Below are 26,838 nucleotides of genomic sequence, written 5' to 3' on the forward strand. Positions count from 1 at the left end.
GTAACGCAGGTTAAAAAGTGCTGAAACGGACATAAAAAAAGCTGTGTAACAGTAGATATGAATATAATTTAATCAATATTTTAAGGTTTTCTATTCAACTTATCTTTACTGCCAACCTAGCCAGTTTTTAAATATTTCTGACTTGCAAAATAAATCACATTGATCTAGTACGCATAATCTTAATTAACTTTAAATTTCATCGGTTGAAAGTCATCTATATGCACTTTTTTTGCTTTCAATAAATCCTCCCTTTTGCCATCTACAACCAATACGGCGCGCTTAACCTGAACAGTCCAGGTACGATCTGCTGCACACATAGTTTCTGATTCAAGAAAGACATTACCAAAAGCTTTGCCCTGGAGATTTTGTATATCGCCGTAGGTTATTACATTCTCAGAAGTGCCCTGCACTCTACCGGCTTTGTCCTTTGCCACCAAGTCTAAATACAGTTTGTCATAGGCCCCAAGAAAATCATGGATCGTCACATCCACTACGGCAGAACAGATCCCAGAATTCACATAGCTAGTTTTTGAATGCTGCAGGGTAATTGAAGTTGCACTTACAACATTAGAGAATAAAAATATCCCTGCTAAGAGCATCATTTTTTTAAACATTTCATATCTGCCTTTATTTTAATGAACTTCTTAATTTTTCTATATCTACGCCGTTTTAATTAGTTTACTTTGCAAGCTCATGGATGGATCTACAATTATTATTTACAACAGATTGCATCGATTCTATGTAATTCATGTGAGCTCCATTCTCTAGATATTTTTTTGGAGCTAAATCCTTATTCAATTCAACAAAATCCACAACAGTAAACAACCTACCTAACTCATTACATTTACTTTTTAGGACATCCAGCTTTTCATATGTTTTCGGAGCTCTTGCCTGCAAATAGTAATTGGTCAGAAAATAATATACATATATAAACTCTTCTTCATTATGAACTTTTACTGGCTTCATATACTCGCCATACATCAATTTTTCTAAGAACGTAACTTGCTTGGCCTGAGCAATACTAGAGCTAGCTATTATTATGAGGCATAGCATCAATAGTTTTTTCATTCTCTCCCCCTCCAAATTTCATATCAATCTTCAAATTATTTTAAAGAAATATGGGTATAGCATAATTTCAAAATTAAAAAAGGAGCCGAAGCTCCTATTTTCTATTGTCCAACTGCTTTTCCTACATCTGGTACATCAATTTCTTCAAAACCTGAATCCCACGCCCAATCACCAAGCCATCGTGTACGATCTTGCTCAGCCTCTGCCTTTCTAATTAGCTTTTCACGGTAGCCGGGTGCAATCGTGTCTTGGATGCCATCGAATATCATCCGGTTCGCTACAGCCTTGGTGTACCACAGGTTTTGTGCAGGGATTTTATTCTTTGCAAAACGGAAGGCTTCATTAGCTACATTGGTGTCCTTGCCTTCAAACCACTGGTTAGCATTACCCACAGTTAAACTAAGAACAGCTTTAGCATCGGAGCCAAATGGACCAGTCATAAATTCAGAAGTATCTCGACCTGTTGGATCCATTCCTGCAACTAGAATATCTCCCAAAATTGGTAATCCTCCACCTGCTACAAAGGCACGAGTAAAGAACTTACCTTCTGTCTTGAAGTTCCCATCATCATCAAACATGGTGGCAGGGTCATTACCGTTGGCCAACTCTTTCAACTGAACAACCAAAGCGCCCATAAGCGTAGTGAGACCAAGCAAAGTTCCGGCATACCAAGCCCGGCTAGACCAAGTTGTCTTACTCATCGCACGGCTGCCATGGCGCATAAGGAATGCCATAGGGAATGACTTAAACTGTGTCACACAGCGCCAAATCTCACCCATCTCGGTACCAGGACGCCCAAGCTGCAGCTTAGTACGTTCACGCAATCCAGCCTCGATGACGGCCATACCTTGCTCATCCATAAGATGGGTATGCAATCGAGTGGCTACAGCATCCTTGATCTGTTTAGGGTCATCACCAAAACCTTTCAATAAATCATCTGGGATGCTGTATATAGAGCGTGCAGCCAATAACTGATTACCGTTTAAATCTTCAACTGGTTTTGCTAACTGCCATACTTTCCAGTCAAGCTCAGAGAGACCAGCACCTTGTAAAAGCTCCCTATCTACGGCGTTCAAATCAGACCATGCTTTACTGCGGCTCAAATCAGCATATTTGTTCATCATCATTTTGGTGAAAGCTATCTTGCTGGCTTCAGTTAAAGCATTCAGGCCTGATAAACGCATCACTTGGGTAGCCAATCCATTCGATAAGCGAGCTAACTTTTCACTCTTGCCATGCACGGAAACAAGGCCATCATCTGACCAGCGATTAATGGAGCCTAGCATTTCTTGCGTAGCTAATCCCAAGCTATGGGCAAAGTCCCGATCCGCCTTGTTAGCTGGATTAAGCGTCTTGATGAGTTCACCAAAGGTTTTCCAATACGACACCCCATGAACCCATGCAGTCTTAGCAATCATTGCCTGATCGGTTGCAGATGAAAGCACAGTACCGCCCAGCATAGAAGCCACGTTCATTGAACGATATGCCAGCCCCACATTGGCCAAAACTCTATTCTCTGGCTGATTAGCTCCCATGAATTCATCAAACATAGCTTGAGCACGGATTAAAGATTTCTCCGCCTTATTTACCGGGATACCACGCTCAACTGTATCGATCTGTTTGGCCGTATTCATCAGAATATCCATATTCCCTTTTGGATTACTTCCGAAGGTTTCCACCAAAGCAATCTCTTTAGCCATGCCGCTAATGTGGGATTCCAGAACATCTACCAATGGCTTACCACCATACACAGACTGATACTCTAACCAGGCGTCAGCGTCCTTAAAATTAAGTACACGCGCTTCCTGGTGGCGATTGGTTACTTTACTGCTAACACCAACTCCCCCACCTTTACCGGCTTCATACTTGTTAGCGCCGTTGGTCACAATGGTGGTGTATATATCCGACATAACGTCTTTTAACTCTTGGCCACCTATTGGGTATCCATCCTTGTCCAGGAAGTTATCTTGCTTTAATAATGGCGCCGTGTCTTGAAACCACTTATCAAAACCAGCAGATGCAATCTGTTGTACGCCATGATGCTGAGGTAAACCGTAATCTTTACGCTTTTTAATGTTGCCACCAGCACGATTGAACCGTTCCAGGATATCGTCAAATGTTTTGGCTATCCCGTCAGCAGCTTTCAAGGCAACGGCATCACCAGTGCTCTCCTTAAATAGCTCCTTAACAATATTGTGTGCAAGCACCTTGTCGGTATAAATGCCTAGAGCTCCATTAATATTGGTATAGAAGTCTACTAACTGCCCCCGGTAAATATCTGCAATTGCGCGTGCTTTAGAGTCCACAGACTGAATACCAGACATATCTCCATATGCGGCCACCATTCGATCCACACGCTCACTGGCAGAGATACGAAGACTTGGATCTTTTAATGTTTCCAGGTTACGAGACTGAATTAAAATATCTTGTACGGCGACACGCTTTTTGCGAGCCATATCACTTTGAATATCTATAGCGACCTGTTTTCCAGCCTCAGAGAGCTTTTCAATATCGGTTAAATTGCGCCAACGCTGAATATCTTGCCGAGCTAGATTAACCATGGTTTGGTTAATACGGTTCTCAATATCCATAGCCTCTTGCACCGTCAATGCTGGCTTACCCAATGCCTGCGCCACCGCCTGCTTACATCTGTCTTTCATTTTCATATTCTTGATCCTGTTCTCATATGGCAGCACTGGCCATCACTCTGATACATCTAATTTAGAGCAGGGTTAGTACGTATAAAATGGGTGTATTCAGGCACTAAAAAGGAGGCTTTCACCCCCCAATTTAAAATGTTTTCAATACCAATCTCTTAACCTCCTCACCTTTAAACATATGCTCAAGGATGGCTTTCACGAATCTAATTTTTCTTTCTATGGAAGTGAGCTCAAGTGTAAAAATATGCTTATTCAATAATCGTTTATTTACTCTGTTCCGGTCCAGGTGATAGGCGGCAACAATTAAAGAATTAGGTGTGGCGGTCAATGTCTTCAATATTTTATTGATGCTGTGCAGGTAGACAGCCTTGGGATGGGAAAAAGCAGCAACAATCGATATTAACTCTTCAATACTTTCAATGATGACTATCAGATTATCCCGGTACTCATCCTGGAACAATTGGTTTGAATCCTTGTAGTGAATAGCATCCAGAAAGGATTGTATCAGCACAGGGATAGACGAGCACAGATCCAATGCTCTAACCATCTTATTGCAATTGATTGGCTCAAATACGCTCTGATTCACAGTTGCTCCTCAATGGCCCAACGATTAATGCGAGGAATCTCGGCATCTGTTTTCCCTGTCATATACTTCCAAAACATTACAAATGTTTCGCCGCTCTCATAATTCGGTTTTCCACCACGTGTCCAGTCGGACACAGTGGAGGCATTCGCTACAGGTAAAACAAACGCAATCTTTTCGTGTGTCAGAGCATGCCCTTCTATCAGCTCATCAATCATTTTCTTAAAGTCAGGTGATGCATACGGCGCAGGTCGCTTAGCAAAAACTAAGCTCTGCCATGTGTCAAAACAATCAAGTGCTACACAGCTGGTCATTAGAAGAACCCCTAATACATCCCTATTTCCATCCACCGTTTTGTGTGGTTTTTGGCGGTGCTGCGGCAATAATTGCAGCCTCCTTTTTAGCTGCTACTTCTTTTGCCTTGGCAGCTGCTCCGGTTGCACCTGCAGCAAGCATGTTAATTGGCGTAGTAATCGCTGCCATCGTTGCATTATTCCCATACTGGCTCGCCTCTGCCTGCAGGCGCTGTGATGAATTGAATCCAGTAATCTCGGCCATGTTTGCATCATAGTTAGCTGCCTGCTCGATGTTGTCGTTGATGACTAGTGCTATGCCCTCATTGACCGCTAAACCATTCCCTGCCGCTGCTGCACGCGCTGCCGATTGCACCTTTTCTTTTTGCTTGCGAATACGCTCAGCTTCTAATCGCCCTTGTGCCGCTGCTGCATTGGCATCGGCTTTGGCTTGTTTCTCCGCAGTCTTGTTTGCCGTATAAGCTGAATAACCTGTTAATGCTGTACTTGCGACTGCTGCAGCCGCTGCTACTGCTACCCATGACATGATATAAGCTCCTCAACGCTGCGACCGATAGAAGTTAAGAAGGCTTGCTCTTCACCAGTAGGAACAATGATTTCCTTTTCAATCTCATCAACATCACTTAATTCAGTCGGATGAACCGTTACGCAAACTGAGTCCTCATGGAAGTAAGCGACTCGCTTTGTTCCTGGTGTGGTTTTGGCAATGCATGGGGCCTTAATCAGTTCAATGCCTTCATCAGTGGCAATGCTTACAGATCCAGATAGGAAAATGATGTAGTGCTCTGTCCGGTGCATTTTGCTTACCGCCAAAGTTCCGGCCTTGGCTCGGAATTCACGGAGGTAAAGCCCCTTTGAAAAGTGATCGAGCACTGATACATCGGCTGGTTTCACATCTCCATTATCAATCCCATCCTCTAATACATCCTGTAGCGTTAAGGCTGCGGAAAGATAAGATTGGCGGTGGATATCTGTTAGGAACTCAGTTAAAAGCCCTGCGTCTTCAGGTGGGATTACATCACTCATGCTTGGCCCTTTTAAATTGGATAATTCTTATTTTTAAGATAGGCCAATACATATATGGGAAAAATGGGTGAATACAGCACCCTCAAGGAATGGATAAGAGCGCATAGACTTATGCAGAAGAAATAGAGGTTTTGTCAGTTTTGTCAGTGCACAAATCAGGTATTTAAAAAAATAATGGAGATCGAATAGTATGTTTAAACACAAATACATCATCACTGTAGAAAGCGACACCCCTCCTCGTATCTGTTTGGGTGATAAGATTCACGGCGCTACAGTTGTTGCTTTAGAGGTTGAGCAATATCCTGACCTTGTGGATCTAGCCTGGCTCACAAAGCGTTTTTCCCTCTCCAGACAGGCGCTTTCACAGAAACTTGAGCTATTTAATGTGGGCGGGAGCGGCAAAAATTTATATGACCCTAATATTGTTATTCCTTTTCTAAAACTAGACATTAAGAACAGACGAGGCAGACCAAGAAAGAACTGATCTTTTATCTACTGGGGAATCAACAATGAATACATGGGAATACTTCTACGTCCGGCACTGCGTACAAATTGCCGAGAAGTGGGAGAAAAAACTGGGATGGTCTGTGTGGGATAGTTGCTTTGATTATCTGCATGGTTGTGAGCAGATTGATTATGTTGTTTTAAGCTTAGTTAATAGTTAATGAGCACCAAACAGAGTTCTACTCTCAAACAGGGAATAGAACTCTAAAATTATCAATTCACATGGATTTTTATAAATTTGGGGTATTTTTGGGGGTATCAATTCTACGAAACTAAAAATAATTAAATATATACAATAAGTTATTAAAATAGTTTATGTCACGCAGGGCGCACAACCCCACCCCATTACCTCTCCCCTATTTGTGTTATTTTGATTGTTTTAAAACTACGCTATTATTTTGAACTCATGGTTCATTTTTATTCATAAAAATCGAAAAGCCAGATTGTGAACCACATCACAATAATAAATATAATTAAAAACAATAGATTAAGTGGATTTTTAGTTATTCAATCTAGTATAAATTAACCGATCAGACATTTTTTAGGTATTCCATCTCTGATCATCTCCAATCTAGAGCATTTACTCTTATTTCAATTATGTTATTTTTGAACCATGTAACGGCTTCATGGTAGTGATCTCAAGCACATTAATGAGCATTCATGAAATCCATATGTTTAACGCTCTGGCAGTTCAAGGAAGATATAAAATGAAATTAAAAGCCCTCACTTCAGCCATCATTTTAGCTGCATTTCCCGCAGCAGGTGCTTTCGCGGCAGCCCTAGATCGATCCGGACAATCTATTTCCAATTTTTTACAACCAGGTAATTATTTCGAGGCTGGTATCTCAATTCTAGACCCAGATGTTTCAGGTCAAGAAGCGGGCCTAAGTACAACGCGGCGCAATATTGAAGATATGGCTGGAGATTATTATTTCCCTCATGCCGCATTAAAATTGCAAGTAAATGATCAATTTTCCTTTGGTCTACTTTATGATCAACCTTTTGGTGCAGATGCAGAATATCAAGGAAACAACGTTTTCGTTTCTAGCCCTACAGATCCAGTTCTAGGGACTTTACCTATTACAGTTTCTACACTAGGTGGGGTATCTGGCAGCACAAAAGTAGAAGTAAAAAGTCAAAACCTTTCAATGATTCTAGGTTACCAACCCAATAAACACTGGAATATCTACGGCGGACCAGTTTATCAGACGGTTAAGGGTGATGTAAGTTTACGAGGTCGTGCTTATAGTCTTTATAATGGTTACGATGCACATATTAAAGAAACTGAAGGTTATGGTTGGCTCGCAGGTGTTTCCTATCAAATTCCTGAAATTGCCTTAAAGACGTCATTAACTTATCGTTCTGAAATTGATCATAAAGTAAATATTGATGAATCATTAGCACTGATGGACACTTTAAGCGGTTTGTCCCCTTTGCAATTAAATGGTTTGATAGGAAGTTTAGGGCCTACAGGTACAGTTATCGGTCCGAGACTTCAACAAGCTTTAGTTGCAAATGCTCAAGAAGGCAAAACAACCATTACCACACCACAATCCGTCAATCTTGACTTGCAAACGGGTATTATGGCCAATACCGTTGCATTTGCGAATGTACGTTGGATTAACTGGAAAGATTTTGCTATTCGCCCATACAAATTTGGTAAAGTTTCAGAAGCGATTGGTCCATTAGTTAGCCGTCCAGATGGTTTTAACTTGGTTGAATATTCTGATGACCAATGGTCTGTCACTACCGGTGTAGGACGTAAATTTAATGATAAGTGGGCGGGTAATGTTTCAGTCGGTTGGGACTCTGGTGCAGGTGACCCGATCACGACATTAGGACCAACAGAAGGCTACTGGAATGTCGGCCTCGGTGCACAATATAGCCCAACTCCACAAACCTTTATTGGCGGGGGTATAAAATATTTTTGGTTAGGTGATGCCAAGGCACAAACAGGGGCTCAAGCAGGTACAGAGAATTATGTCGCTGAGTTCAAAAATAACAATGCCATCGCCTATGGTTTGAAAATCGGCTACAAATTCTAATCAATCCTGTATAAAAAATGGCGCCTTAAAGGCGCCATTTTCTTTGGTGACATACCTTAAGCCGGAATGTCACGTTGTGAAACAGCACGGATCGCTTCTTTCAACGCATCATAACCATGAATTGCAGGGAATTGCGGGAATTCAGCAATCACGTTTTCTGGCGCATCAAACAGGAAGCCGTGGTTGGCTTCACCCAACATGGTGGTGTCATTGTAAGAGTCACCAGCTGCGATCACACGGAAATTCAACGCATGTAAGGCTTTCACAGCTTGACGTTTCTGGTCTGGTTGACGCAATTTGTAGGCTGAGATCATGCCTGCTTCGTCTGTCTCTAATTTATGACAGAAAATGGTTGGCCAGCCTAATTGCTGCATTAACGGATGTGCAAATTCATAGAAGGTATCGGACAAAATGACCAATTGAAAATGAGTACGCACCCATTCAACGAACTCTTTTGCACCCGGTAATGGGCCCATATCTGCGATGACGTCCTGAATATCATTTAAGCCCAAACCATGTTGCTTCAAAATATTCAAACGTTGTGTCATCAATACATCGTAGTCTGGAATATCACGCGTAGTTGCTTCCAACTCTTTAATCCCGGTTTTTTTAGCGAAATTGATCCAGATTTCCGGAACCAATACACCTTCAAGATCTAGACATACGATTTCCATGGGCTCTCCCAAATGTGCCTGAAAAAAATTTGGCCTATCATACCACTAAGCAACACAATTTTGCGCTGCTGCTGTTTAAATCGATTTTATTCATAAGCATTCTATTTAAAGTGCTAAGGAAGTGATTTCATTTCTACTAAAATTCTTTTTTATTTCTATTGGACTCATTGTTGAGTATCCAAGCCTGTCGCCAGGAGCACACATGTCCATCATTCCTACCCTTGATCTCGTGGATGCTTTGGCATCTGAATATACTGATAAATCTCCAAGTGAAATTCTTGACCTTGCACTCAATCAGGAAGGCGAAATTGCGATTTCTTTCTCCGGTGCAGAAGATGTAGTACTGATTGACATGGCATCACGTTTAGGCAAACCATTCCGTGTGTTTAGCTTGGACACAGGTCGTTTGCATGCGGAAACCTATCAGTTTATTGAAGCTGTCCGCAATCATTATAAAATCAATATCGAAATCTGTTGCCCTGACGCTGAAGCGCTACAACAACTGGTCACTGAAAAAGGTTTATTCAGTTTTTATCAGGATGGACATAAAGAGTGTTGCGGTATCCGTAAGGTACAACCGTTACGCAAAAAACTAGCCACGCTGGATGGCTGGATTACCGGACAACGCCGTGACCAGAGCCCAGGCACACGTACAGAAATTCCAGTCATTCAGGCTGATCCGGGTTTTTCTGGTCCGGGTAAACAGTTAATCAAATATAATCCACTAGCCAACTGGAGTAGTGCAGATGTCTGGAACTACATCCGCATGATGGAAATTCCTTACAATCCATTACATGAACGTGGTTTTATTTCAATTGGTTGTGAACCTTGCACCAAGCCTGTGTTACCGAATCAGCATGAGCGTGAAGGCCGTTGGTGGTGGGAAGAAGAAACCCACAAAGAGTGTGGTTTGCATGCAGGCAACTTAAAAAAATAATGTTGTATAGCCATCCTCCAGGGTGGCTTTTTTATTTTTGGATACGTTGCGCAATAAATCCCTTACGCACAACCCCATAAAAAAATATATACTTCACAAGATTAGATAATTCTAACAAGCAGCAACTCAAAAAAGAGCTGCCAAGATATGTTGCAGTGAGGCAATTAGCGCTATGCGTCCATTACACCCAATTGACTTTATTTTCCTTTCGCTCGAAAAACGCCAACAACCAATGCATGTGGGTGGTTTGTTTATTTTTGAAATTCCAGAACATGCCCCTGAAACCTTTATTCAAGACCTAGTCGCAGACATTCGAAAAAACAAATGTATCCCTGTTCCACCCTTTAATAACAAATTGCATGGCCTTTTCTGGGAAGAAGATGAAGAATTTGATCTCGACCATCATTTCCGTCACATTGCCCTGCCTCATCCTGGACGTATCCGTGAATTATTGACTTATATTTCACAGGAACACAGTACGCTGATTGACCGCGCTAAACCCCTCTGGACTTGCAACATTATTGAAGGAATTGAAGGCAACCGTTTTGCCATGTATTTTAAGATCCATCACGCCATGGTGGATGGTATTGCGGGGATGCGGCTACTCGAAAAATCTTTCTCCAAAGATCCAAATGCCAAACACATTGTGCCACCTTGGTGTGTTGAAGGTGAGCGTGCCAAACGCCTGAAAGCCCCGGCGTCTAGCCGGATCAGCAAGATTATTACAAAAATGAAAGGTCAGTTTGAAGTCGTTCCCACGGTCTTTTCGGAACTCTCCCACACCATCATGCAGGACAAACGCTACAATCCGGATTATGTCTCGAGCTTTCAGGCCCCGAGCAGTATTCTTAATCAACGCGTCAGTTCTTCACGTCGTTTTGCCGCACAGTCATTTGAGCTGGAACGTTTCCGCCGTATTGCCCAAGCGTTAGGTGGTACCCTGAATGATGTGATTTTAGCTGTGTGCTCAGGGGCCTTACGCGAATACTTGCTCAGCCAAAACAGCTTACCTAAGAAACCATTAATTGCAATGGTACCCGCATCTTTACGCGAAGATGATTCCGATGTCAGCAACCGGATTACCATGATTCTAGCGAATTTAGGCACTCACAAAGCCGATCCGGTTGAACGCCTGCGGATTGTGCAACGTAGTGTACAAAATGCCAAACAGCGTTTTAAACGTATGAATGCCAATCAAGCACTCAGCTATAGTGCCTTGGTCTACAGCGCAGCAGGATTGAATATCTTATCAGGCATGATGCCGAAACGGCAGGCTTTTAACTTGGTGATTTCGAATGTACCCGGCCCGCGTGAACCCTTGTACTGGAATGGCGCCAAACTGGATGCCCTCTATCCCGCTTCGATTGTGCTTGATGGTCAAGCCTTAAACATCACCATGACCAGCTACCTGGGAAAACTCGAAGTCGGCTTGACAGCCTGTCGCAATGCCTTACCGAAGATGCAAAATCTGCTGACCTACCTCGAAGAAGAAATTCAACGTTTTGAGGCAATCATTACTGCATCAGCGACTAATGAGATCCTAAACGGATAAAGTTTAAAAGAGGAAAAAATTAAGGGGCGAATCATTTGCCCCTTAATTTTTAATTGTACGACACTGCTTTAATAACTGATGGCAAACTGTGCGCACCATGGCGGTGGTAATGGGTACTTCTTTACCTTTTTCATCGAGCATATAGCAGGTATTGGCGGCTTTACTTTCGATCACTTGTTTGAGGCTTTGTTGAATAATTTTATCTCGTACGTTCATCTCAGGACTCTCATTTGCTCAGACTTTTTTGCAAAAACGCATCGAAAAAAGTCTTTGGCTATTTAGTGTGCCTAGTATTGAAAATTCAGGTTCGAAAGTAAAATTTCAGTTGTAACAAGGATTAAGCGAAATCCTGTTACAATTTCAGCTCAAGATGATGTCATATTGCTCTTGCGTATACAGGTTTTCCACCTGGAATTTAATCACACGATTGATAAAGTGTTCCAAATCGGCCACGGCCGGTGCTTCGGCTGTTAACAATCGGTCAATCACTGAAGGATGTGCCACAACGGTAAAGCCACTTTGTGATTCAAAAGCACGCGCATAACGTAAAATTTCACGAAAAATTTCGTAACATACGGTCTCGGCAGTTTTGACATAGCCCCGCCCTTGACAGGTCGGGCACGACTCACACAGCAGATGTTCTAACGACTCGCGGGTACGCTTACGTGTCATTTCCACCAATCCCAGTTCAGACACCTGAGTGATCTTGGTTTTGGCATGATCACGTTCCAGCATTTTTTCAAACTGGCGCATGACCTCTTCACGATGCACGGCTTCCTGCATATCAATGAAGTCAATAATGATAATGCCGCCTAGATTGCGTAGACGTAATTGACGTGCAATTACCTGCGTGGCTTCCATATTGGTTTTAAAAACCGTATCTTCCAGCGTTCGCCCACCCACGTATGAACCCGTATTGACGTCAATCGTGGTCATGGCTTCAGTCTGGTCAATCATCAGATAACCACCCGACTTCAAGGCAACACGGGTCTGCAAGGCTTTCTGGATATCTTCTTCGACATTATATAAATCAAATAATGGACGCTCACCTGGATAGTGAATCAGGCGGTTGGTCATCGTCGGTACGAATTCGTCGATAAATTCGATTAGCTTGGCATGTATTTCACGGGAATCGACATAAATTTTAGCGGTATCTTCACTCGCCAAATCACGAATCACCCGTTGCGGCAAAGGCAACTCTTCAAAGATCAGTGAAGGTACAGCGACATTTTTCTGCTTGCGCTGAATATATTCCCACAACTTGGCCAGATAGCACATATCCTGCATGATGGCGGCTTCATCCACTCCCTCAGCTGCGGTACGCACAATCACGCTACCCGGCAACTGGTGCTGGCTTTGAATACGTTCAATCATACTGCGCAAACGATCACGCTCTTCTTCGGACTCGATGCGCTGAGATACCCCAATATGATTACCATAGGGCATTAAGACCAAATAACGCGATGGGATAGAAAGATCCGTCGACAGCCGTGCACCCTTGGTACCCAGCATGTCTTTCATCACCTGAACCGTAAGGATTTGCCCCGGTTGTAAGAGTTCAAACACGTTTGGCGTCGCCTGGTGACGTGGCCAGACCATATCATTGATATGTAAAAAGGCAGTTCGTGACAGGCCAATGTCTACAAAGGCTGCCTGCATACCCGGCAGAACACGCACCACCTTGCCTTTATAGATATTGCCGACCAGACCACGCTTCACCGTACGTTCGACGAATAACTCGTTCACGGTGCCGTTCTGAATTAATGCCACGCGACATTCCATAGGCGTGACATTAATGAGTAATTCTTCAGACATAGGAAAACTCAAAACATTATGAAAATTCTTGTTGCAACGGTTAATTTAGTGCCTTAACCGCTTTTAATAACTGTAGTGTTTCATACAAAGGTAAACCTACCACATTAGTGTAGCTGCCCTCGATCCGCGGGATATATTGAGCGGCAATCCCTTGAATCGCATAGGCACCGGCTTTCCCTAAAGGCTCTCCTGTCGCCCAGTAATTTTCCATATCGTCTGGACTCAGCGACTGGAACTCAACGTGTGTTGTTACCACTATACTTGAAATTTGTTGTGAAGTGGCGACGCAAACTCCTGATAATACATCATGTTGACGACCAGAGAGTTGTGACCAGATGGCAAAGGCATGTTGTTTAGATTCGGGCTTGCCAATAATCTGACCATCGACACTCAAGCTGGTATCCGCAGCAATCACCACTGCGTCCGGAAACTGTGCGAGTACGGCTTGTGCTTTAGCTCGCGCCAGACGTTCAACGTAGGCTTGCACGGTTTCGTCAGGTCGTACGGTTTCGTCAATATCTGGGCTGTAGACGGTAAAATCGAGTCCAATCTGTTGGAGTAATTCTTGGCGTCGGGGGGAACTCGATGCGAGGATTAAATGCGCCATTTACGTAACAAAAAATACAGAAGTGGCCAGGCGAGGATACTGGTCAGTAAAGGCTGCCAATGCTGGGTTAACGAGAATTGCACGCCACCCATAATCCGGCTCAGCCAGATAAAGAACAAATGTGCCAGAATGGCCATCGCCGCGATCAGCCATAAATTGGCAAAAGTGAGAATACGCCGTTCACGGGTAAAAAAGCGAACGATGAAGGTAATCAGCACAAAGCTCAGCGCATTCAGTCCGAGCGGTGCATCCAGTAATAAATCAGTAAAAATTCCGGTCGCAAAAGCAAACCACACCCCACACCAAGTCGGCTGACAAAGCACCCAAAACAGCATGATCATCATCATCCACAGTGGACGCCAACCAGACAGCGTATAGGATAAAGGATAGACCAGCAGCACTGAGGCGACAATCACCGACAAGATAATCGGAATGAGCGGATCTTGTGGTTTTTGACTGCGCATTTTAGCGATTAGCATAAGGTTGCTCCATCGCAAGTGAGTCAGAGAACAGAATGACGACGTGATGACCACCAGCCAGTTGCGCTGCAGGCTTCACATCGATCTGGGCAAATTCACCTGAATTGTGCCGCATCACTTTAGATACAGTACCCACCAGATAGCCGGCTGGGAAATGTTGCCCTAAACCAGAACTGAACACCCGATCGCCCACCTGGATATTGGCACTGGTTGGTACATATTCCATTTTCAGACGGCCCAGATCTCCTGTACCCGAGACAATGGCTCGCATCCCGGTACGTTCGAGACGTACCGACAAGGAATGTTCTTTATCCGAAAGCAGCATGATGCGTGCACTATGCGGATAGACATCAATAATCTGTCCAATGATACCTTTATCATCAAGAACGGTCTGACCCACTTTCAACTGATTACTGGCACCCCGGTTAATAATAATGATATGCCGTAAAGGATCTGCGTCGGTTCCAATCACCTCAGCAATTTCCATGCGACCATCAATAATCAGCGGAGTATCCAAGAGACCACGTAAGCGGGTATTTTCCGCAGAAAGTTCAGATAATTTCTGTAGGCGAACCTGTGCCTGTAGCAGTTCAGCCTGAAGTGCCGTATTTTCACGGCGCAGCTGTGCTTCAGATTTGGTTTGTTGATTCAGCCATTCTCGCGATAACACTGGATAGCTTGCCAGCGCATAAATCGGATTATACGCTGCATACAAGACATCTCTTGCCGGTTGCACCACATACGGCATGCGCCAGTCAAAAAACAGCACAATCAGGCAGGTGATAACCGCAATGATAAAAGAGCGAAAAGATGGCGGTTGTCTTGAAAACAGATTCGGTTGCACCGCCTGATCCTTAAATTAGCCGACAAAAAGCATGTCATGGTTCGGGTTGTCGAAGAATTCCAGCACCTTACCGCCACCACGCGTCACACAGGTCAATGGATCTTCAGCCACCACCACAGGCAGACCTGTTTCTTGGGCTAAAAGTTTGTCTAAATTACGTAACAAGGCACCACCACCGGTCAACACAATACCGCGCTCAGCAATATCGGAAGAAAGTTCTGGTGGGGTTTGTTCTAGTGCTGATTTCACTGCTGATACGATACTTTGCAACGGATCAGCAATCGCTTGGGTAATTTCATTGGAAGTCACAGTAATCGAACGTGGCACACCTTCAGCCAGATTACGGCCACGAACTTCGATTTCTAATGGTTTTGCGTCGCCATCCGGTAAAGCCATTCCCACTTCTTTCTTGATGGTTTCTGCAGTGGTTTCACCGATCACACAGCCATGTGCCTTACGCACATAATTGATGATCTGTTCATCAAACACATCACCACCAATACGCAAGGAATCTGCATAAACACAGCCCTGCAAGGAGATGATTGCAATTTCTGTCGTACCGCCACCCACGTCTACGACCATTGAACCACAAGCTTGCTCAACCGGCAGACCAGCACCAATGGCAGCGGCCATTGGTTCTTCGATCAAACGCACATCACGTGCACCGGCATTGAATACCGCTTCGCGAATCGCACGACGTTCAACCAACGTTGACTTGCAAGGAACACAGACCACGACACGTGGTGCAGGTGGAAACAGACGTTTCTCATGCACTTTGCCAATAAACTGATTCAGCATGGTTTCAGTCACTTCGAAGTCGGCAATCACACCGTCTTTCATTGGACGAATCGCTGAAATATTGGCAGGTGTACGACCTAGCATTTGTTTAGCATCAAGGCCTACAGCGGCAACAATTTTTTGAGAACCACTGTGACGGATTGCCACAACCGTTGGTTCATTTAATATAATGCCTCGTCCAGGTGCATAAATAAGTGTATTTGCTGTACCTAAATCAATGGCTAGATCTGGCGAAAACAAGCCAATTAGTCGTTTTAGAATCACGGGTCGTTCTCAATTAAACTTTGTGGTGGACGCAAGTCGGCAACTTTAACTAAATGTGATGCTTTGAACAAGTCAATCGCTTATTATAACGCACGATATTTTGAAAAATTTTAATACTGACTTAGGTGATGTTATGTCTACATCGGATGCTCAGCATTCTGCGGATTTAAATGCACAAACAGTTTCAGCGATTGCCAATCTCGCTAGATTATCACTCAATGATACGCAATCTGCTGAATATGCTCAAAGCCTAAATAAAATTTTAGGCATGATGGAAAGCTTAAAAGGCATCGACACCGACGGTGTAGAACCGCTGAAAAGCCCATTTGACCATCCTCAGCCATTACGTCCAGACGTGGTGACCGAAAGCAATCATCGTGATGAATATCAAGCAGTTGCCCCAGCAACGCAAGACGGTTTATACCTCGTTCCTCGCGTGATTGAATAAGTCCGCTTACTCATCTGTCTGCTCTCATAAATGAACGTAAAGAATTTAACTCATGACTGATTTACATCGCTTATCCATTCGCGAGCTTTCCGCAGGCTTAAGCCAGGGCCAATTTTCTTCCCGCGAACTGACTCAACACTATTTAAACCGTATTGCCAAGATCGACACACAGGTCAACAGTTATGTGACTGTCACCGCAGAACAGGCACTTGCGGCAGCCGATGCGGCTGATGCTGCGATCAAAGCAGGTAACGCGACAGCATTAACCGGTATTCCACTTGCACACAAAGATATTTTTTGTACTCAAGGCATCAAAACCACCGCCGGCTCAAAAATGCTGGACAACTTTATCTCACCTTACGATGCGACTGTGGTGGCCAAAGGTAAATCTGCTGGTCTAGTAACACTGGGTAAAGTGAACATGGACGAGTTCGCCATGGGCTCCACCTCAGAAAGCTCGTACTACGGTGCGACCAAAAACCCGTGGGCACTGGATCGCGTACCAGGCGGTTCTTCAGGGGGTTCAGCAGCCTGCGTAGCAGCTGATCTTGCACCATTTGCAACCGGAACCGATACCGGTGGTTCAATCCGTCAACCGGCTTCTTTCTGTGGTTTGACCGGTTTAAAACCGAGTTATGGCCGGGTTTCTCGTTTCGGTATGATTGCCTATGCATCCTCATTGGATCAGGGTGGCCCGATGGCACGTTCAGCTGAAGACTGTGCTTATCTGATGAATGTGATGGCAGGTCATGATGAACGTGACTCCACCTCTGTGAATCAGGAGGTTGAAGATTACGTAGCAAATCTGAATGCAACGGCGGTAAAAGGCTTGCGCATCGGGATTCCAAAACAATATTTCAATGTGGCTGGCTTGGCTGCTGATGTCAAAGCACGTGTTGAAGAATCGCTGAAAAAACTTGAAGAAATGGGCGCAGTGCTGGTTGAAATCGACCTGAACATGACTGAAGCCTATGTGCCAACATACTACCTGATCGCACCCGCAGAAGCATCTTCCAACCTGTCACGTTATGACGGTGTACGTTATGGCTATCGCTGTGAAAATCCGGCTGACTTGCTTGATCTTTACAAACGTTCGCGTTCTGAAGGTTTTGGTGCCGAAGTGCAGCGCCGTATCCTGATCGGAACTTATGCCCTGTCTGCCGGTTATTATGATGCCTACTATGTGAAAGCACAAAAAGTCCGTCGTTTAATCCAGCAAGATTTCCTCAAAGCCTTTGAACAGGTTGATGTGATTGCAGCTCCAACGGCTCCAACCACTGCCTACAAAATTGGCGCGTCATTAGATCCGGTTGAAATGTACCTCGGTGATATCTATACCATCGCCGTGAACCTTGCAGGCTTACCTGCAATTAACGCACCGGTTGGTTTTGATTCAGAACAGTTACCAGTGGGCTTGCAGCTGATTGGTAACTACTGGTCAGAATCTCAATTGTTATCGATTGTGCATCAATATCAACAAGCGACCGATTGGCATACTAAACGCGCGGCTATTGCTGAGGAGAACGCATAATGGCTAAAAACAATGCTAAACCGAAGTCAAACTTGATTGACGGTTGGGAAGTCGTTATTGGGATCGAAATCCACACGCAACTTGCTACCAAATCTAAAATCTTCTCAGGTTCATCCACGGAGTTTGGTCAAGATCCAAACACGCAAGCCAGCCTGGTGGATTTGGCCATGCCGGGCGTATTGCCAGTCCTTAACCAGGCAGTGGTGGATTTAGCCATCCGTTTTGGTTTGGGTATCGATGCTTATATTGATCAGGCATCGGTCTTTGCACGTAAAAACTATTTCTACCCGGATTCGCCTAAAGGCTACCAGATCAGCCAGATGGACAATCCGATTGTCGGTAAAGGTCATATCGACATTCAGCTCGAAGACGGCACCACTAAACGTATTGGCGTGACCCGTGCGCATCTGGAAGAAGATGCCGGTAAATCGATTCATGACCAGTTTGAGGGTATGTCAGGCATCGACCTTAACCGTGCCGGTACACCGCTGCTTGAAATCGTCTCTGAACCGGATATGCGTTCGGTAGAAGAAGCCGTTGCTTACATTAAAGCGATTCACACATTGGTGCGCTGGTTGGGTATTTCGGATGGCAACATGGCAGAAGGTTCGTTCCGTGCCGACTGTAACGTGTCTTTACGTCGTCCGGGTCAACCTTTCGGTACCCGTTGTGAGCTGAAAAACCTCAACTCATTCCGTTTCATTGAACAAGCGATCAATGTTGAAATTGAACGTCAAATGGAGATTCTGGAATGGGATGGCACCATTGACCAGGAAACCCGTCTGTTCGATCCGGTGAAAATGGAAACGCGCTCAATGCGTTCGAAAGAAGAAGCCAACGATTACCGTTACTTCCCAGATCCAGACTTATTGCCAGTGATCATTGCTGACGAGCAAATCGAAGCGATTAAAGCCACCATGCCTGAGTTACCTGCTGCACGTCGTGAGCGCTTTGTCGCTGACTTTGGCGTGACAGAGTACGATGCGCACGTGTTGACCTTAACGCGTGAAATGTCGGAGTTTTATGAAGCTGTGGTGGCTGCTGCCGGCGGTGCTGCGCAAGGTAAAGTTGCAGCTAACTGGGTGATGGGTGAATTCTCCGGTGCTTTAAACAAAGCCGGTTTGGACCTTACTGACTCCCCTATTTCAGCTGAACAGTTAGGTGGCATGATCGCGCGTATCGTGGATAACACCATTAGCGGCAAGATCGCGAAACAAGTGTTTAGTTTAATGTGGGATTCGCAAGGTAAATCCGCCGATGACATTATTGCTGAGCATGGCTTAAAGCAGGAAACTGATACTGGTGCGATTGAAGCCATCATCAAAGACGTACTTGCAGCCAATGAAAAAATGGTTGAGGAATACAAGTCTGGTAAAGAGAAAGCATTTAACGGTTTGGTCGGTCAGGTAATGAAAGCCTCTAAGGGTAAAGCCAACCCAGCACAAGTAAATGAGTTAATGAAGCAATTGCTTGGTTAATAATTTGAATGTGTGATATAAAAACCTCGCTGAATGCGGGGTTTTTTTATTTAAATTCAATACATAAGGATGAGGGGAAATGGCAAAATTTTTAAATACCAGCGCTACTAATTACTATTTAGAAGAACTGATTAAATCAGCAAAAGAGCGCGTCATTCTTATTAGTCCATTTTTAAAATTAAATGATCGTATTAAAGAATTGCTAGAAGACAAAAATCGTTTAAAAATTGATATCCGTATTATTTACGGCAAGAGTGAATTACAGCCTGAAGAGATCAATTGGCTTAAAGAACAAGACTATATACGTACCAGTTTTTGCAAAAACCTACATGCAAAATGCTATTTAAATGAAGATCGTGGCATTATTACCAGTCTAAATCTTTATGAATTCAGTCAAATCAATAACAATGAAATGGGAATTTTAATCGAACGTGAAGAGGATTCAGCACTCTATAAAGATACCTATGAGGAAGCTCAACGTATTATTCGTATCAGTGATGAAGTAAGAATTTCATTAGAAAAAATTGATCAACAAAAGAGCTCAACTCCAACCACTGAAGATGAAGATGATAACAACTTTGAAAAACTGACTAGCTCTAAATTGGCCAATAAACTTGGACTTTCAACTACCGATTTATTAGAGCAATTAACACAAAATGGCTATCTCTCTAAAAAGGACAATAACTTCTATTTGACTGATAAAGCAAAAACGATTGGGGCAGAATTTAAAAAAGGGAAATTTGGATTTTACTTTTTATGGCCTGAAAACATAGCGGTATAAAAAATCAAAGCATATAAAACTGAAAAAAGTGGATTCAGCAATTAAAAAAAAGACATTCCACCTGGAATGTCTTTTTGAAACTTCAAGAAGTCGATATTAAGAATTCGACAACACCACTTTCATTGCTTTTTCTTCAGCAGCATGACCAAATACTTTATATGCCTGTTCAATATCATTTAAAGCAAAATGGTGGGTGACCAGTTTATTTGGCTCAATAGTTTTGGCACAGCAGCTCTTGAGCAGCATTGGTGTACTCGAAGTATTCACCAATCCTGTGGTGATGGTGATGTTTTTAATCCACAAATCCTCAAGATGCAGCTCTACTGATTTGCCATGCACACCCACGTTGGCAATATGTCCACCTGGTGCAATAATTTGCTGACAGATCGCAAAGGTTGGTTCCACACCGACACATTCAATTGCAACATCTACACCCACACCATCGGTCAATTGATCAATCACCGATTTCACATCCTGCTTGGTTGGGTTAATGGTATCGGTCGCCCCAAAACGTTTTGCAGTTTCCAGACGGCTTTCATCAGTATCTACCATAATAATACGGCCTGGAGAATAGAACTGTGCCGTGAGCAATGCAGCCATCCCGATTGGGCCTGCACCGACAATCGCTACCGTTTGACCCGGTTGTACCTGACCATTTAACACGCCAATTTCAAAACCCGTCGGCAAGATATCGCTGAGCATCAAAGCCGATTCTTCATCCAGACCTTCTGGCAAATGGTACAGGCTGTTATCGGCATGCGGGATGCGCACATATTCCGCCTGCGTACCATCGATTTTATGACCTAAAATCCAGCCGCCATCCTTGCAGTGCGCATACAAACTTTTCTTGCAATAACTGCATGAACCACAGGCAGTAATACAGGAAATAATGACTTTATCGCCTTTTTTGAATTGCTGAACAGAAGGGCCCACTTCTTCAATAATCCCAATGCCTTCATGTCCCAAAGTACGGCCATCGGTCACGGCCGGTACATCGCCTTTTAAAATATGTAAGTCTGTCCCACAAATCGTTGTTTTAACAATACGGACAATTGCATCACTCGGTTTGAGCAGTTTTGGTGCTTCTTTTTCTTCCCATTTAGCATTACTTGGACCGTGATAAACCAATGCTTTCATTGTGCTAAACTCCAATCAAAATTTTAAAATAATCAATTTTTATAAATCAGTTTTTTAACTTTGTATTTCGTGGTCAGACCACATCTACCACTGTAGCGCTAATTTTCAACAGCCACAATAACTAAAGATATCTGGAGCAAAGATCCCTCAACCTCAAAAGCTGCAGGGCTTTTTTAACAACTTGCTCCAAATGTCTGGTACAAAGCCAATGAGCTGCCGCTCCAACACAAAACAGCTTTGTTCGGGATGTCAAGATCAAGTGAGTCCCGAGTGACTTTTCAGCTTAACTATAAAAGTAAAAGGACTTCTCAATGGAAATCTGTTCAAACTTTAGTTTGAGAAATGCTTGATCAGGCGTGTAAATATGCTAATTTGATACTATGTCTTATGCTTAAAATCGCCAGTATTTTAAACACTTATTCTCATTGAAGTATGCTGGATTGATACCCCAATGAAACAAGCAGACTGGTCATCAAACTGATATGACACTTGTGTAAATATAATGATCGAATAATCAATGGACTTGATCCATTTAGTAATGACAATAAGGAGTAGTATTACATGGCTTATCAACATATTTTAGTGCCTGTCGATGGTTCATCAACTTCACTTGCAGCAGTAAAACAAGCTGCTGAAATTGCAAAAAAATTTGGCAGCAAAGTTACTGCCCTTTGCGTACTTGCAGTAGACCCGTTCATTGGGGTTGAGTTTATTGATACTTCTGAAATCACCAAGGATTATTTTGCAAAAGCAAAAGCTGGCGCTCAAGAAACCCTAAACAATGCAAAAGCATTGTTTGCACAAGAAGGCGTTGAAATTGAGACTAAAATTTCTGAAGGACAAGTTATCCATAAAGAAATCATTGCTGCCGCTGAGGAAATCAAAGCTGACTTAGTCGTGATCGGTTCTCATGGTCGTAAAGGCATCAAAAAACTCATCTTGGGTAGCGTTGCACAAGGTGTCTTGGGTGAAAGCCATTTCCCAGTTTTGATCATCAAACAATAATTAAGCTTGGGACTCGTTACTTATTGTAAGAACGAGTCATGAAAAACCCACTTCAGTGGGTTTTTTATTTTAAGAATCTTATTGAAATCACTAACCTATTCTTTGATCTGTATTAGTTTGGATTAAAAATCCCGCTTCTAATGTGATTTATCTCTCCAATAGTTAATATTTAAAATTATAAACTCAGATAGATAATGAATGAATCATTCTATTTAACACCAATCTATTATTTTAAAATCTATTTATATTTAAGCTCTATCTTCTCATCCTTATATTTTTGTATCACAGTGCCTCAAGCTATCCTAAAAACCAATAGAAACGATTAAAATAGGTTTAATCTGGTATAGGGCCGATGATGTAGAATTTTCAACGCAGAAGTCTATCGATTTTGAATTTATAAGTTTATTTCTCTGTCTCTTTCCCAAAGTAGGGTTGCTTCAACAACGCATAAGAATCTGCTCCATCCTTTCGCTTAACAGACGAATTCTCTAGATTGCATTTAATCGAAGGCAAGCTTCTTCAGATTATTTATTACAAAATTAATTTAAGCCTTTGTTTAATATATTTTTTACATCCGTATTTTTTACTCTTCATCTCATTTTTTACGGAAAAATTTAAATTTTTTCCTGTCACAACCATTCAGATAACTTCTCAAATATAAAATAATGATTACTATTATCAATAGTAAATGATATTCATTATTATTTACTTCGGTAGTTTTCTTGCTCAAACTGCACACAATTTTTTGGAGGATGGAGTCAGTAAAATTCATGAAAAAGTCGATGTTGTTAGTTTCTTCTATGGGGTTGCTTGCTGTTCAGGCATATGCAAATGAAATACCAAATAGCGTTGTTCTACCTACACTCAGTTCCTCTGCTGAGGCAGATCAAAGCCTTAAAAACCAGGTCGGCCAAGCTTCTACAGCAACGAAGGGCTTGGCAGAACTCAAAGATATTCCACAAATTGTGAACGTGGTTCCTCAAGAAATCTTACGAGATCAAACCGTCACATCCATGCAAGGCGCTTTACAAAATGTTGCCGGCCTGAGTTTTAGTGTGGGCGATGGCCAGCGTGATCAGGTCATGATCCGTGGATTTTCTGCCATTACAGATAATTATGTAGACGGCGTACGTGATGATGCACTGTATTATCGTGATATGTCGAATGTTGAGCGTATAGAGGTGTTGAAAGGACCGGGGTCTGTCTTGTATGGAAGAGGCTCAGCGGGTGGTTTGGTCAACCGGATTAATAAAAAACCGCTGGATGAAAAATTACATGAAGTTAGCCTGATTGGTAGCAGTTTAGGACAAAAACGTGCTGAATTGGATCTTGCAGAGATCATCAGTGACCAAGTGAAAGTCCGCTTAACTGGAGCTATTGAAGATTCAGACGGCTATCGCCATCAGAGCTTCCTGAAGCGCGAGGCCATTGCCCCTTCTCTCCAATGGAATGTTTCGGATCAAACCTCCATATTATTACAAGCTGATTATTTGCATGACGACCGTTTAGCCGATCAAGGCTTTCCCATGGATCCTTTGACTGGAAAGCCGGTACGGACAAATACGAAAACCTTCTATGGTGCTTTAAACGGTGAAGAAGTGGGAAATGTCGATACTGAAGTTTCTAGCCAAACCATTACCTTAGAGCATAAATTTAATGACCTGTTGAAATATCGAGGAGTAGCTCGACACTATAATTACTCCTTAGACCGTGAATATAGTACGGATTCACATCCTAGTGATCCGTCTCAAATTGTATTAATCCAGAACAAGCGTTTACGCAATGAAGATGGCATATTTCTGCAAAATGAAATCAGTGCCAAGATGAAAACCCCTGGCTTACAGCATGAAGTGTTGATTGGAGTCGAATACAGCAAACAACATAAAGACGAAATTTTATGGCAAGGTGCTAAAACGACAACCAACCTCTATCATCCCGTACTGGACTATTGGATACCTATTAATACGGCCACGACTGCCAGAAACAATAACAGTAATGAATTTGAGAATTATGCCCTTTATCTGCAAGATCTGATCACTTTGAATGACAAGTTCAAGCTACTTGCCGGACTGCGCTATGATGATTTATCTCAATACAGGAATGATAAAACCGGAAAGACAGGTATCTTAGACCGGACAGATCACAGCCTTTCCCCTCGCATTGGGATCGTTTATCAACCAGTTTCCAATTTATCGTTGTACGCTTCCTACAATCGGTCTTTTCAACCTCTGGCTGATGCTTTTGTCCTATATAAAAATAGTGCCGATCTGAAACCGACCAAAACTGAAAATCTAGAAATCGGAACCAAATGGGATCTGAGTGGTCGACTGAATATGACCTTGGCCGTATTTGAAATGAATCAGACCAATATTCAAAATCAGAGTCCAAATGACAATACGCTGGCAATTTTGGCTGGTGAACAGAAAACCCGCGGTGCTGAAGTGGCACTGACAGGCCAACTCACTGATCAGCTTTCAGTTTTAGCGGGATATTCTTATCTTGATGGCAAGATTGAAAAATCTACTACAGGCTTTAGCGGCCATCATGCGGCTTTAACACCGAATCATGCAGCCAATCTCTGGTTAAAATATCAGCTAAATGACCAATGGTTTGCCGCACTTGGTGGACGTGCTGAGTCATCACGCTTTAGTGCTCCAGACAACAAAAACTTGTTACCCGGTTATACTGTGTTCAATGCCGCTCTTGGCTATCAAACAGCACAGTATGATGTCACTTTGAATCTCAACAATTTATTGAATCGTGAATTTTTTGTGTCTGGCCATAGCGGTGCAAATGACTCAAATATGCTGGGTGATCCAATTAATGCTCAACTTGCACTACGTTATCGTTTCTAGTGCATCGTAATTAATAAACCAGTATCAAATAAACATAGGTGCCACCAAGGTGCCTATGTTTAAATTGCTCTACAAAATCAGCGGCTATTTAATCACCGCTAAAGCTATGCGATCTTTTCCCACTAACCATAGCTATTATAAAAGCTGCATGTATATTATCAGGTAGTATTTATTATGTATTTAATTCTAATATGAAAAATATACTTTCTGACAACGATCAGATTAAAGTGGTTTCTACTTTTGCTGAATTGGTCAATACAAATTTCAAAGAAAAGATGAACGCCATTTGCTGGCATAGAAATTTGATTGGCGACTTTCAAGAGATCGTAGCTAAACTGGAATTAAAAGAGAATATTACAGAAGTTTCTGTTGAAAACCTTTTGGCGCTGCACCTCTCAGAACAAGGAAATTTAGCAAGAGAAATTATCTTAAGAGATATGCAGCTGTTAACTGATTTTGGTGCCTCCCCTTCACTGAATCTACTTCAAAGTTATGAACGTGATGAAGAGTTAGATTTCATTTCAACAGACGTCTATTCGTATCATGTTGATCGCTCACCCATTGCAATGGATACTTTTTTATGTACCTACCATGGTCCTGCGAGTGATATCCTGCCCAATGACCAGGTTGAACAAAAGATTTTGATTGCAGAAATCAGGGCAAAACTCAAAAAATTACATGACGGCCCAGAATCTGAATTTGAAACGTTCTTAGAAGAGAATTTCTTCGATCTCCATTATCAGCCTAAACCCGAGGCAAAACCCGTGAATTTGGGCTCAGGACATCTTTGGCGCTTGGCGGTAGATCATCCAATGCAACAAGCTTTACCCTGTGTTCATAGAGCTCCGGCTGAAAAAGAGGGTGAATATAGACTGCTGTTAATTTGTTAAATCTTAAGTCGATATAACGTGGATGAGCAGAATCCCTATAAAATTTAGGTGTCTCGTTTTCCCCTTTCTTCAATGCCCGAGAGAAAAGGGGAAAAATCGACATACTCGGACTGATGTGTAATTTTTTCAAGAGCCATATTTTTCGCTATTTCAATCAATATTCTGTTTTTGCTTGCTTTACTCAACTCACCGGCACAGCAAATGACCAATAAACATTCGCTGGCTCTTGAAACCTTCTAAATGTTTTGGTAAATGCCCATTGAAGCGATGTACTGAATAAACGATCAACGCGGAAAATGTGTCAGATTGAAGAATTGCTGCTACACCGATGGAAACCCGCTGGAGTCCAGCAGGTTTCACCGATGCTTGCTCATTGGAGGTCTCCAATGAGCGCTTTTTTATTCTGCCAAAACCCAAACATGTCAATCAGCGTTGAAAATTGATCAGGTATCAGCGTCCAAAATTGACCCTAGACCACTAATTTTTTTCTTTTCTTAAATCGATAGGAATCATTGCCAGATTCTAAGATGTCACAGTGATGTG

The 26,838-nt window shown here is 42.8% G+C and carries 26 protein-coding genes; 11 read left to right on the forward strand and 15 right to left on the reverse strand.

Annotation, left to right across the window (positions count from 1 at the left end; all coding sequences use genetic code 11):
* Window positions 1–179: 179 nt before the first annotated feature.
* The 7 genes from PAE54_RS07885 to PAE54_RS07915 all read right to left on the reverse strand — a co-directional run bounded on the left by PAE54_RS07885 (window position 180) and on the right by PAE54_RS07915 (window position 5,651).
* Window positions 180–614: an IrmA family protein gene (locus tag PAE54_RS07885; RefSeq protein ID WP_442784390.1), complete on the reverse strand. Its 435-nt coding sequence runs from the start codon at window positions 612–614 to the stop codon at window positions 180–182.
* 64 nt (window positions 615–678) lie between these two features.
* Entirely contained in the window at window positions 679–1,068 is a 390-nt protein-coding gene (locus PAE54_RS07890) for a hypothetical protein (RefSeq protein ID WP_326519021.1), read from the reverse strand.
* Between the two features lie 101 nt (window positions 1,069–1,169).
* Window positions 1,170–3,728 carry a hypothetical protein gene (locus tag PAE54_RS07895; protein WP_326519035.1) on the reverse strand — a complete coding sequence of 853 codons (2,559 nt, stop codon included), beginning with the start codon at window positions 3,726–3,728 and terminating at the stop codon, window positions 1,170–1,172.
* A 130-nt stretch (window positions 3,729–3,858) separates the two neighbouring features.
* Window positions 3,859–4,314, reverse strand: coding sequence for a hypothetical protein (locus tag PAE54_RS07900; protein WP_326519022.1), 456 nt, complete (start codon window positions 4,312–4,314; stop codon window positions 3,859–3,861).
* Entirely contained in the window at window positions 4,311–4,625 is a 315-nt protein-coding gene (locus PAE54_RS07905; protein WP_326519023.1) for a hypothetical protein, read from the reverse strand. The genes PAE54_RS07900 and PAE54_RS07905 overlap by 4 nt, the downstream gene beginning before the upstream one ends.
* Window positions 4,626–4,647: 22 nt before the next feature.
* The gene (locus tag PAE54_RS07910; protein ID WP_326519024.1) at window positions 4,648–5,151 is read right to left on the reverse strand and encodes a hypothetical protein; all 504 of its coding nucleotides are present in this window, start codon (window positions 5,149–5,151) and stop codon (window positions 4,648–4,650) included.
* The gene (locus tag PAE54_RS07915; protein WP_326519025.1) at window positions 5,139–5,651 is read right to left on the reverse strand and encodes a hypothetical protein; all 513 of its coding nucleotides are present in this window, start codon (window positions 5,649–5,651) and stop codon (window positions 5,139–5,141) included. Before PAE54_RS07915 ends, PAE54_RS07910 begins: the two co-directional genes overlap by 13 nt.
* A gap of 190 nt (window positions 5,652–5,841) precedes the next feature.
* Between PAE54_RS07915 and PAE54_RS07920 the strand changes: the two genes are divergently transcribed.
* Window positions 5,842–6,135, forward strand: coding sequence for a hypothetical protein (locus tag PAE54_RS07920; RefSeq protein WP_326519026.1), 294 nt, complete (start codon window positions 5,842–5,844; stop codon window positions 6,133–6,135).
* A 727-nt stretch (window positions 6,136–6,862) separates the two neighbouring features.
* Window positions 6,863–8,200 carry an OmpP1/FadL family transporter gene (locus PAE54_RS07925; RefSeq protein ID WP_326519027.1) on the forward strand — a complete coding sequence of 446 codons (1,338 nt, stop codon included), beginning with the start codon at window positions 6,863–6,865 and terminating at the stop codon, window positions 8,198–8,200.
* 56 nt (window positions 8,201–8,256) lie between these two features.
* On the opposite strand, the gene thrH is transcribed toward PAE54_RS07925, so the two are convergent.
* Window positions 8,257–8,874: a bifunctional phosphoserine phosphatase/homoserine phosphotransferase ThrH gene (gene thrH / locus PAE54_RS07930; RefSeq protein WP_326519028.1), complete on the reverse strand. Its 618-nt coding sequence runs from the start codon at window positions 8,872–8,874 to the stop codon at window positions 8,257–8,259.
* A 202-nt stretch (window positions 8,875–9,076) separates the two neighbouring features.
* Here thrH and PAE54_RS07935 point away from each other — a divergent pair, with 202 nt between their 5' ends.
* Entirely contained in the window at window positions 9,077–9,811 is a 735-nt protein-coding gene (locus PAE54_RS07935; RefSeq protein ID WP_273778634.1) for a phosphoadenylyl-sulfate reductase, read from the forward strand.
* 172 nt (window positions 9,812–9,983) lie between these two features.
* Window positions 9,984–11,363: a WS/DGAT/MGAT family O-acyltransferase gene (locus PAE54_RS07940; protein ID WP_326519029.1), complete on the forward strand. Its 1,380-nt coding sequence runs from the start codon at window positions 9,984–9,986 to the stop codon at window positions 11,361–11,363.
* 42 nt (window positions 11,364–11,405) lie between these two features.
* Here the strand turns inward: PAE54_RS07940 and PAE54_RS07945 are convergent, their stop codons facing one another.
* The 6 genes from PAE54_RS07945 to PAE54_RS07970 all read right to left on the reverse strand — a co-directional run bounded on the left by PAE54_RS07945 (window position 11,406) and on the right by PAE54_RS07970 (window position 16,170).
* Entirely contained in the window at window positions 11,406–11,579 is a 174-nt protein-coding gene (locus PAE54_RS07945; protein WP_273778632.1) for a PA1571 family protein, read from the reverse strand.
* 144 nt (window positions 11,580–11,723) lie between these two features.
* A complete protein-coding gene (rng, locus tag PAE54_RS07950; RefSeq protein WP_273778630.1) occupies window positions 11,724–13,178 on the reverse strand; it encodes a ribonuclease G in 1,455 nt (484 codons plus the stop codon).
* A 40-nt stretch (window positions 13,179–13,218) separates the two neighbouring features.
* The gene (locus PAE54_RS07955; RefSeq protein WP_326519030.1) at window positions 13,219–13,785 is read right to left on the reverse strand and encodes a Maf-like protein; all 567 of its coding nucleotides are present in this window, start codon (window positions 13,783–13,785) and stop codon (window positions 13,219–13,221) included.
* Window positions 13,773–14,264, reverse strand: a complete 492-nt coding sequence (gene mreD, locus PAE54_RS07960; protein ID WP_326519031.1) for a rod shape-determining protein MreD — start codon at window positions 14,262–14,264, stop codon at window positions 13,773–13,775. The genes PAE54_RS07955 and mreD overlap by 13 nt, the downstream gene beginning before the upstream one ends.
* Window positions 14,251–15,108: a rod shape-determining protein MreC gene (mreC, locus tag PAE54_RS07965; protein ID WP_273778627.1), complete on the reverse strand. Its 858-nt coding sequence runs from the start codon at window positions 15,106–15,108 to the stop codon at window positions 14,251–14,253. Before mreC ends, mreD begins: the two co-directional genes overlap by 14 nt.
* A 15-nt stretch (window positions 15,109–15,123) precedes the next feature.
* Window positions 15,124–16,170, reverse strand: coding sequence for a rod shape-determining protein (locus PAE54_RS07970; RefSeq protein WP_273778625.1), 1,047 nt, complete (start codon window positions 16,168–16,170; stop codon window positions 15,124–15,126).
* Between the two features lie 133 nt (window positions 16,171–16,303).
* Between PAE54_RS07970 and gatC the strand changes: the two genes are divergently transcribed.
* The 4 genes from gatC to PAE54_RS07990 all read left to right on the forward strand — a co-directional run bounded on the left by gatC (window position 16,304) and on the right by PAE54_RS07990 (window position 20,408).
* The gene (gene gatC / locus PAE54_RS07975) at window positions 16,304–16,618 is read left to right on the forward strand and encodes an Asp-tRNA(Asn)/Glu-tRNA(Gln) amidotransferase subunit GatC (protein WP_326519032.1); all 315 of its coding nucleotides are present in this window, start codon (window positions 16,304–16,306) and stop codon (window positions 16,616–16,618) included.
* Between the two features lie 52 nt (window positions 16,619–16,670).
* Window positions 16,671–18,149, forward strand: a complete 1,479-nt coding sequence (gene gatA, locus PAE54_RS07980; protein ID WP_326519033.1) for an Asp-tRNA(Asn)/Glu-tRNA(Gln) amidotransferase subunit GatA — start codon at window positions 16,671–16,673, stop codon at window positions 18,147–18,149.
* Window positions 18,149–19,627 carry an Asp-tRNA(Asn)/Glu-tRNA(Gln) amidotransferase subunit GatB gene (gene gatB / locus PAE54_RS07985; protein ID WP_273778622.1) on the forward strand — a complete coding sequence of 493 codons (1,479 nt, stop codon included), beginning with the start codon at window positions 18,149–18,151 and terminating at the stop codon, window positions 19,625–19,627. Before gatA ends, gatB begins: the two co-directional genes overlap by 1 nt.
* Before the next feature lie 79 nt (window positions 19,628–19,706).
* Window positions 19,707–20,408, forward strand: coding sequence for a phospholipase D family protein (locus tag PAE54_RS07990; protein WP_273778621.1), 702 nt, complete (start codon window positions 19,707–19,709; stop codon window positions 20,406–20,408).
* A gap of 96 nt (window positions 20,409–20,504) precedes the next feature.
* Here the strand turns inward: PAE54_RS07990 and PAE54_RS07995 are convergent, their stop codons facing one another.
* Complete coding sequence (locus tag PAE54_RS07995; protein ID WP_273778620.1) at window positions 20,505–21,545, reverse strand: zinc-dependent alcohol dehydrogenase family protein; 1,041 nt, start codon at window positions 21,543–21,545, stop codon at window positions 20,505–20,507.
* Between the two features lie 561 nt (window positions 21,546–22,106).
* On the opposite strand from PAE54_RS07995, the gene PAE54_RS08000 reads away from it, so the two are divergent.
* The 3 genes from PAE54_RS08000 to PAE54_RS08010 all read left to right on the forward strand — a co-directional run bounded on the left by PAE54_RS08000 (window position 22,107) and on the right by PAE54_RS08010 (window position 26,295).
* Window positions 22,107–22,550 carry a universal stress protein gene (locus tag PAE54_RS08000; RefSeq protein WP_273778619.1) on the forward strand — a complete coding sequence of 148 codons (444 nt, stop codon included), beginning with the start codon at window positions 22,107–22,109 and terminating at the stop codon, window positions 22,548–22,550.
* 770 nt (window positions 22,551–23,320) lie between these two features.
* Window positions 23,321–25,405, forward strand: a complete 2,085-nt coding sequence (locus PAE54_RS08005; protein WP_273778618.1) for a TonB-dependent receptor — start codon at window positions 23,321–23,323, stop codon at window positions 25,403–25,405.
* 191 nt (window positions 25,406–25,596) lie between these two features.
* Window positions 25,597–26,295 (forward strand): DUF1826 domain-containing protein, encoded by a 699-nt coding sequence (locus PAE54_RS08010; protein WP_273778617.1) that lies wholly within the window; start codon window positions 25,597–25,599, stop codon window positions 26,293–26,295.
* Window positions 26,296–26,838 lie beyond the last annotated feature (543 nt).

The sequence above is a fragment of the Acinetobacter minutum genome, from assembly GCF_035916735.1.
Taxonomy (GTDB): Bacteria; Pseudomonadota; Gammaproteobacteria; order Pseudomonadales; family Moraxellaceae; genus Acinetobacter.

Coding starts and splice junctions, on each gene's coding strand:
- PAE54_RS07905 (WP_326519023.1), bottom strand. CDS start 4,625: ATGACCAGCTGTGTAGCACTTGATTGTTTTGACACATGGCAGAGCTTA.
- PAE54_RS07915 (WP_326519025.1), bottom strand. CDS start 5,651: ATGAGTGATGTAATCCCACCTGAAGACGCAGGGCTTTTAACTGAGTTC.
- PAE54_RS07910 (WP_326519024.1), bottom strand. CDS start 5,151: ATGTCATGGGTAGCAGTAGCAGCGGCTGCAGCAGTCGCAAGTACAGCA.
- PAE54_RS07925 (WP_326519027.1), top strand. CDS start 6,863: ATGAAATTAAAAGCCCTCACTTCAGCCATCATTTTAGCTGCATTTCCC.
- PAE54_RS07940 (WP_326519029.1), top strand. CDS start 9,984: ATGCGTCCATTACACCCAATTGACTTTATTTTCCTTTCGCTCGAAAAA.
- gatB (WP_273778622.1), top strand. CDS start 18,149: ATGGCTAAAAACAATGCTAAACCGAAGTCAAACTTGATTGACGGTTGG.
- PAE54_RS08005 (WP_273778618.1), top strand. CDS start 23,321: ATGAAAAAGTCGATGTTGTTAGTTTCTTCTATGGGGTTGCTTGCTGTT.
- PAE54_RS07920 (WP_326519026.1), top strand. CDS start 5,842: ATGTTTAAACACAAATACATCATCACTGTAGAAAGCGACACCCCTCCT.
- gatC (WP_326519032.1), top strand. CDS start 16,304: ATGTCTACATCGGATGCTCAGCATTCTGCGGATTTAAATGCACAAACA.
- PAE54_RS07895 (WP_326519035.1), bottom strand. CDS start 3,728: ATGAAAGACAGATGTAAGCAGGCGGTGGCGCAGGCATTGGGTAAGCCA.
- mreD (WP_326519031.1), bottom strand. CDS start 14,264: ATGCTAATCGCTAAAATGCGCAGTCAAAAACCACAAGATCCGCTCATT.
- gatA (WP_326519033.1), top strand. CDS start 16,671: ATGACTGATTTACATCGCTTATCCATTCGCGAGCTTTCCGCAGGCTTA.
- thrH (WP_326519028.1), bottom strand. CDS start 8,874: ATGGAAATCGTATGTCTAGATCTTGAAGGTGTATTGGTTCCGGAAATC.
- PAE54_RS07955 (WP_326519030.1), bottom strand. CDS start 13,785: ATGGCGCATTTAATCCTCGCATCGAGTTCCCCCCGACGCCAAGAATTA.
- PAE54_RS07990 (WP_273778621.1), top strand. CDS start 19,707: ATGGCAAAATTTTTAAATACCAGCGCTACTAATTACTATTTAGAAGAA.
- PAE54_RS07935 (WP_273778634.1), top strand. CDS start 9,077: ATGTCCATCATTCCTACCCTTGATCTCGTGGATGCTTTGGCATCTGAA.
- PAE54_RS07890 (WP_326519021.1), bottom strand. CDS start 1,068: ATGAAAAAACTATTGATGCTATGCCTCATAATAATAGCTAGCTCTAGT.
- rng (WP_273778630.1), bottom strand. CDS start 13,178: ATGTCTGAAGAATTACTCATTAATGTCACGCCTATGGAATGTCGCGTG.
- PAE54_RS07945 (WP_273778632.1), bottom strand. CDS start 11,579: ATGAACGTACGAGATAAAATTATTCAACAAAGCCTCAAACAAGTGATC.
- PAE54_RS07885 (WP_442784390.1), bottom strand. CDS start 614: ATGTTTAAAAAAATGATGCTCTTAGCAGGGATATTTTTATTCTCTAAT.
- PAE54_RS07995 (WP_273778620.1), bottom strand. CDS start 21,545: ATGAAAGCATTGGTTTATCACGGTCCAAGTAATGCTAAATGGGAAGAA.
- PAE54_RS08010 (WP_273778617.1), top strand. CDS start 25,597: ATGAAAAATATACTTTCTGACAACGATCAGATTAAAGTGGTTTCTACT.
- PAE54_RS08000 (WP_273778619.1), top strand. CDS start 22,107: ATGGCTTATCAACATATTTTAGTGCCTGTCGATGGTTCATCAACTTCA.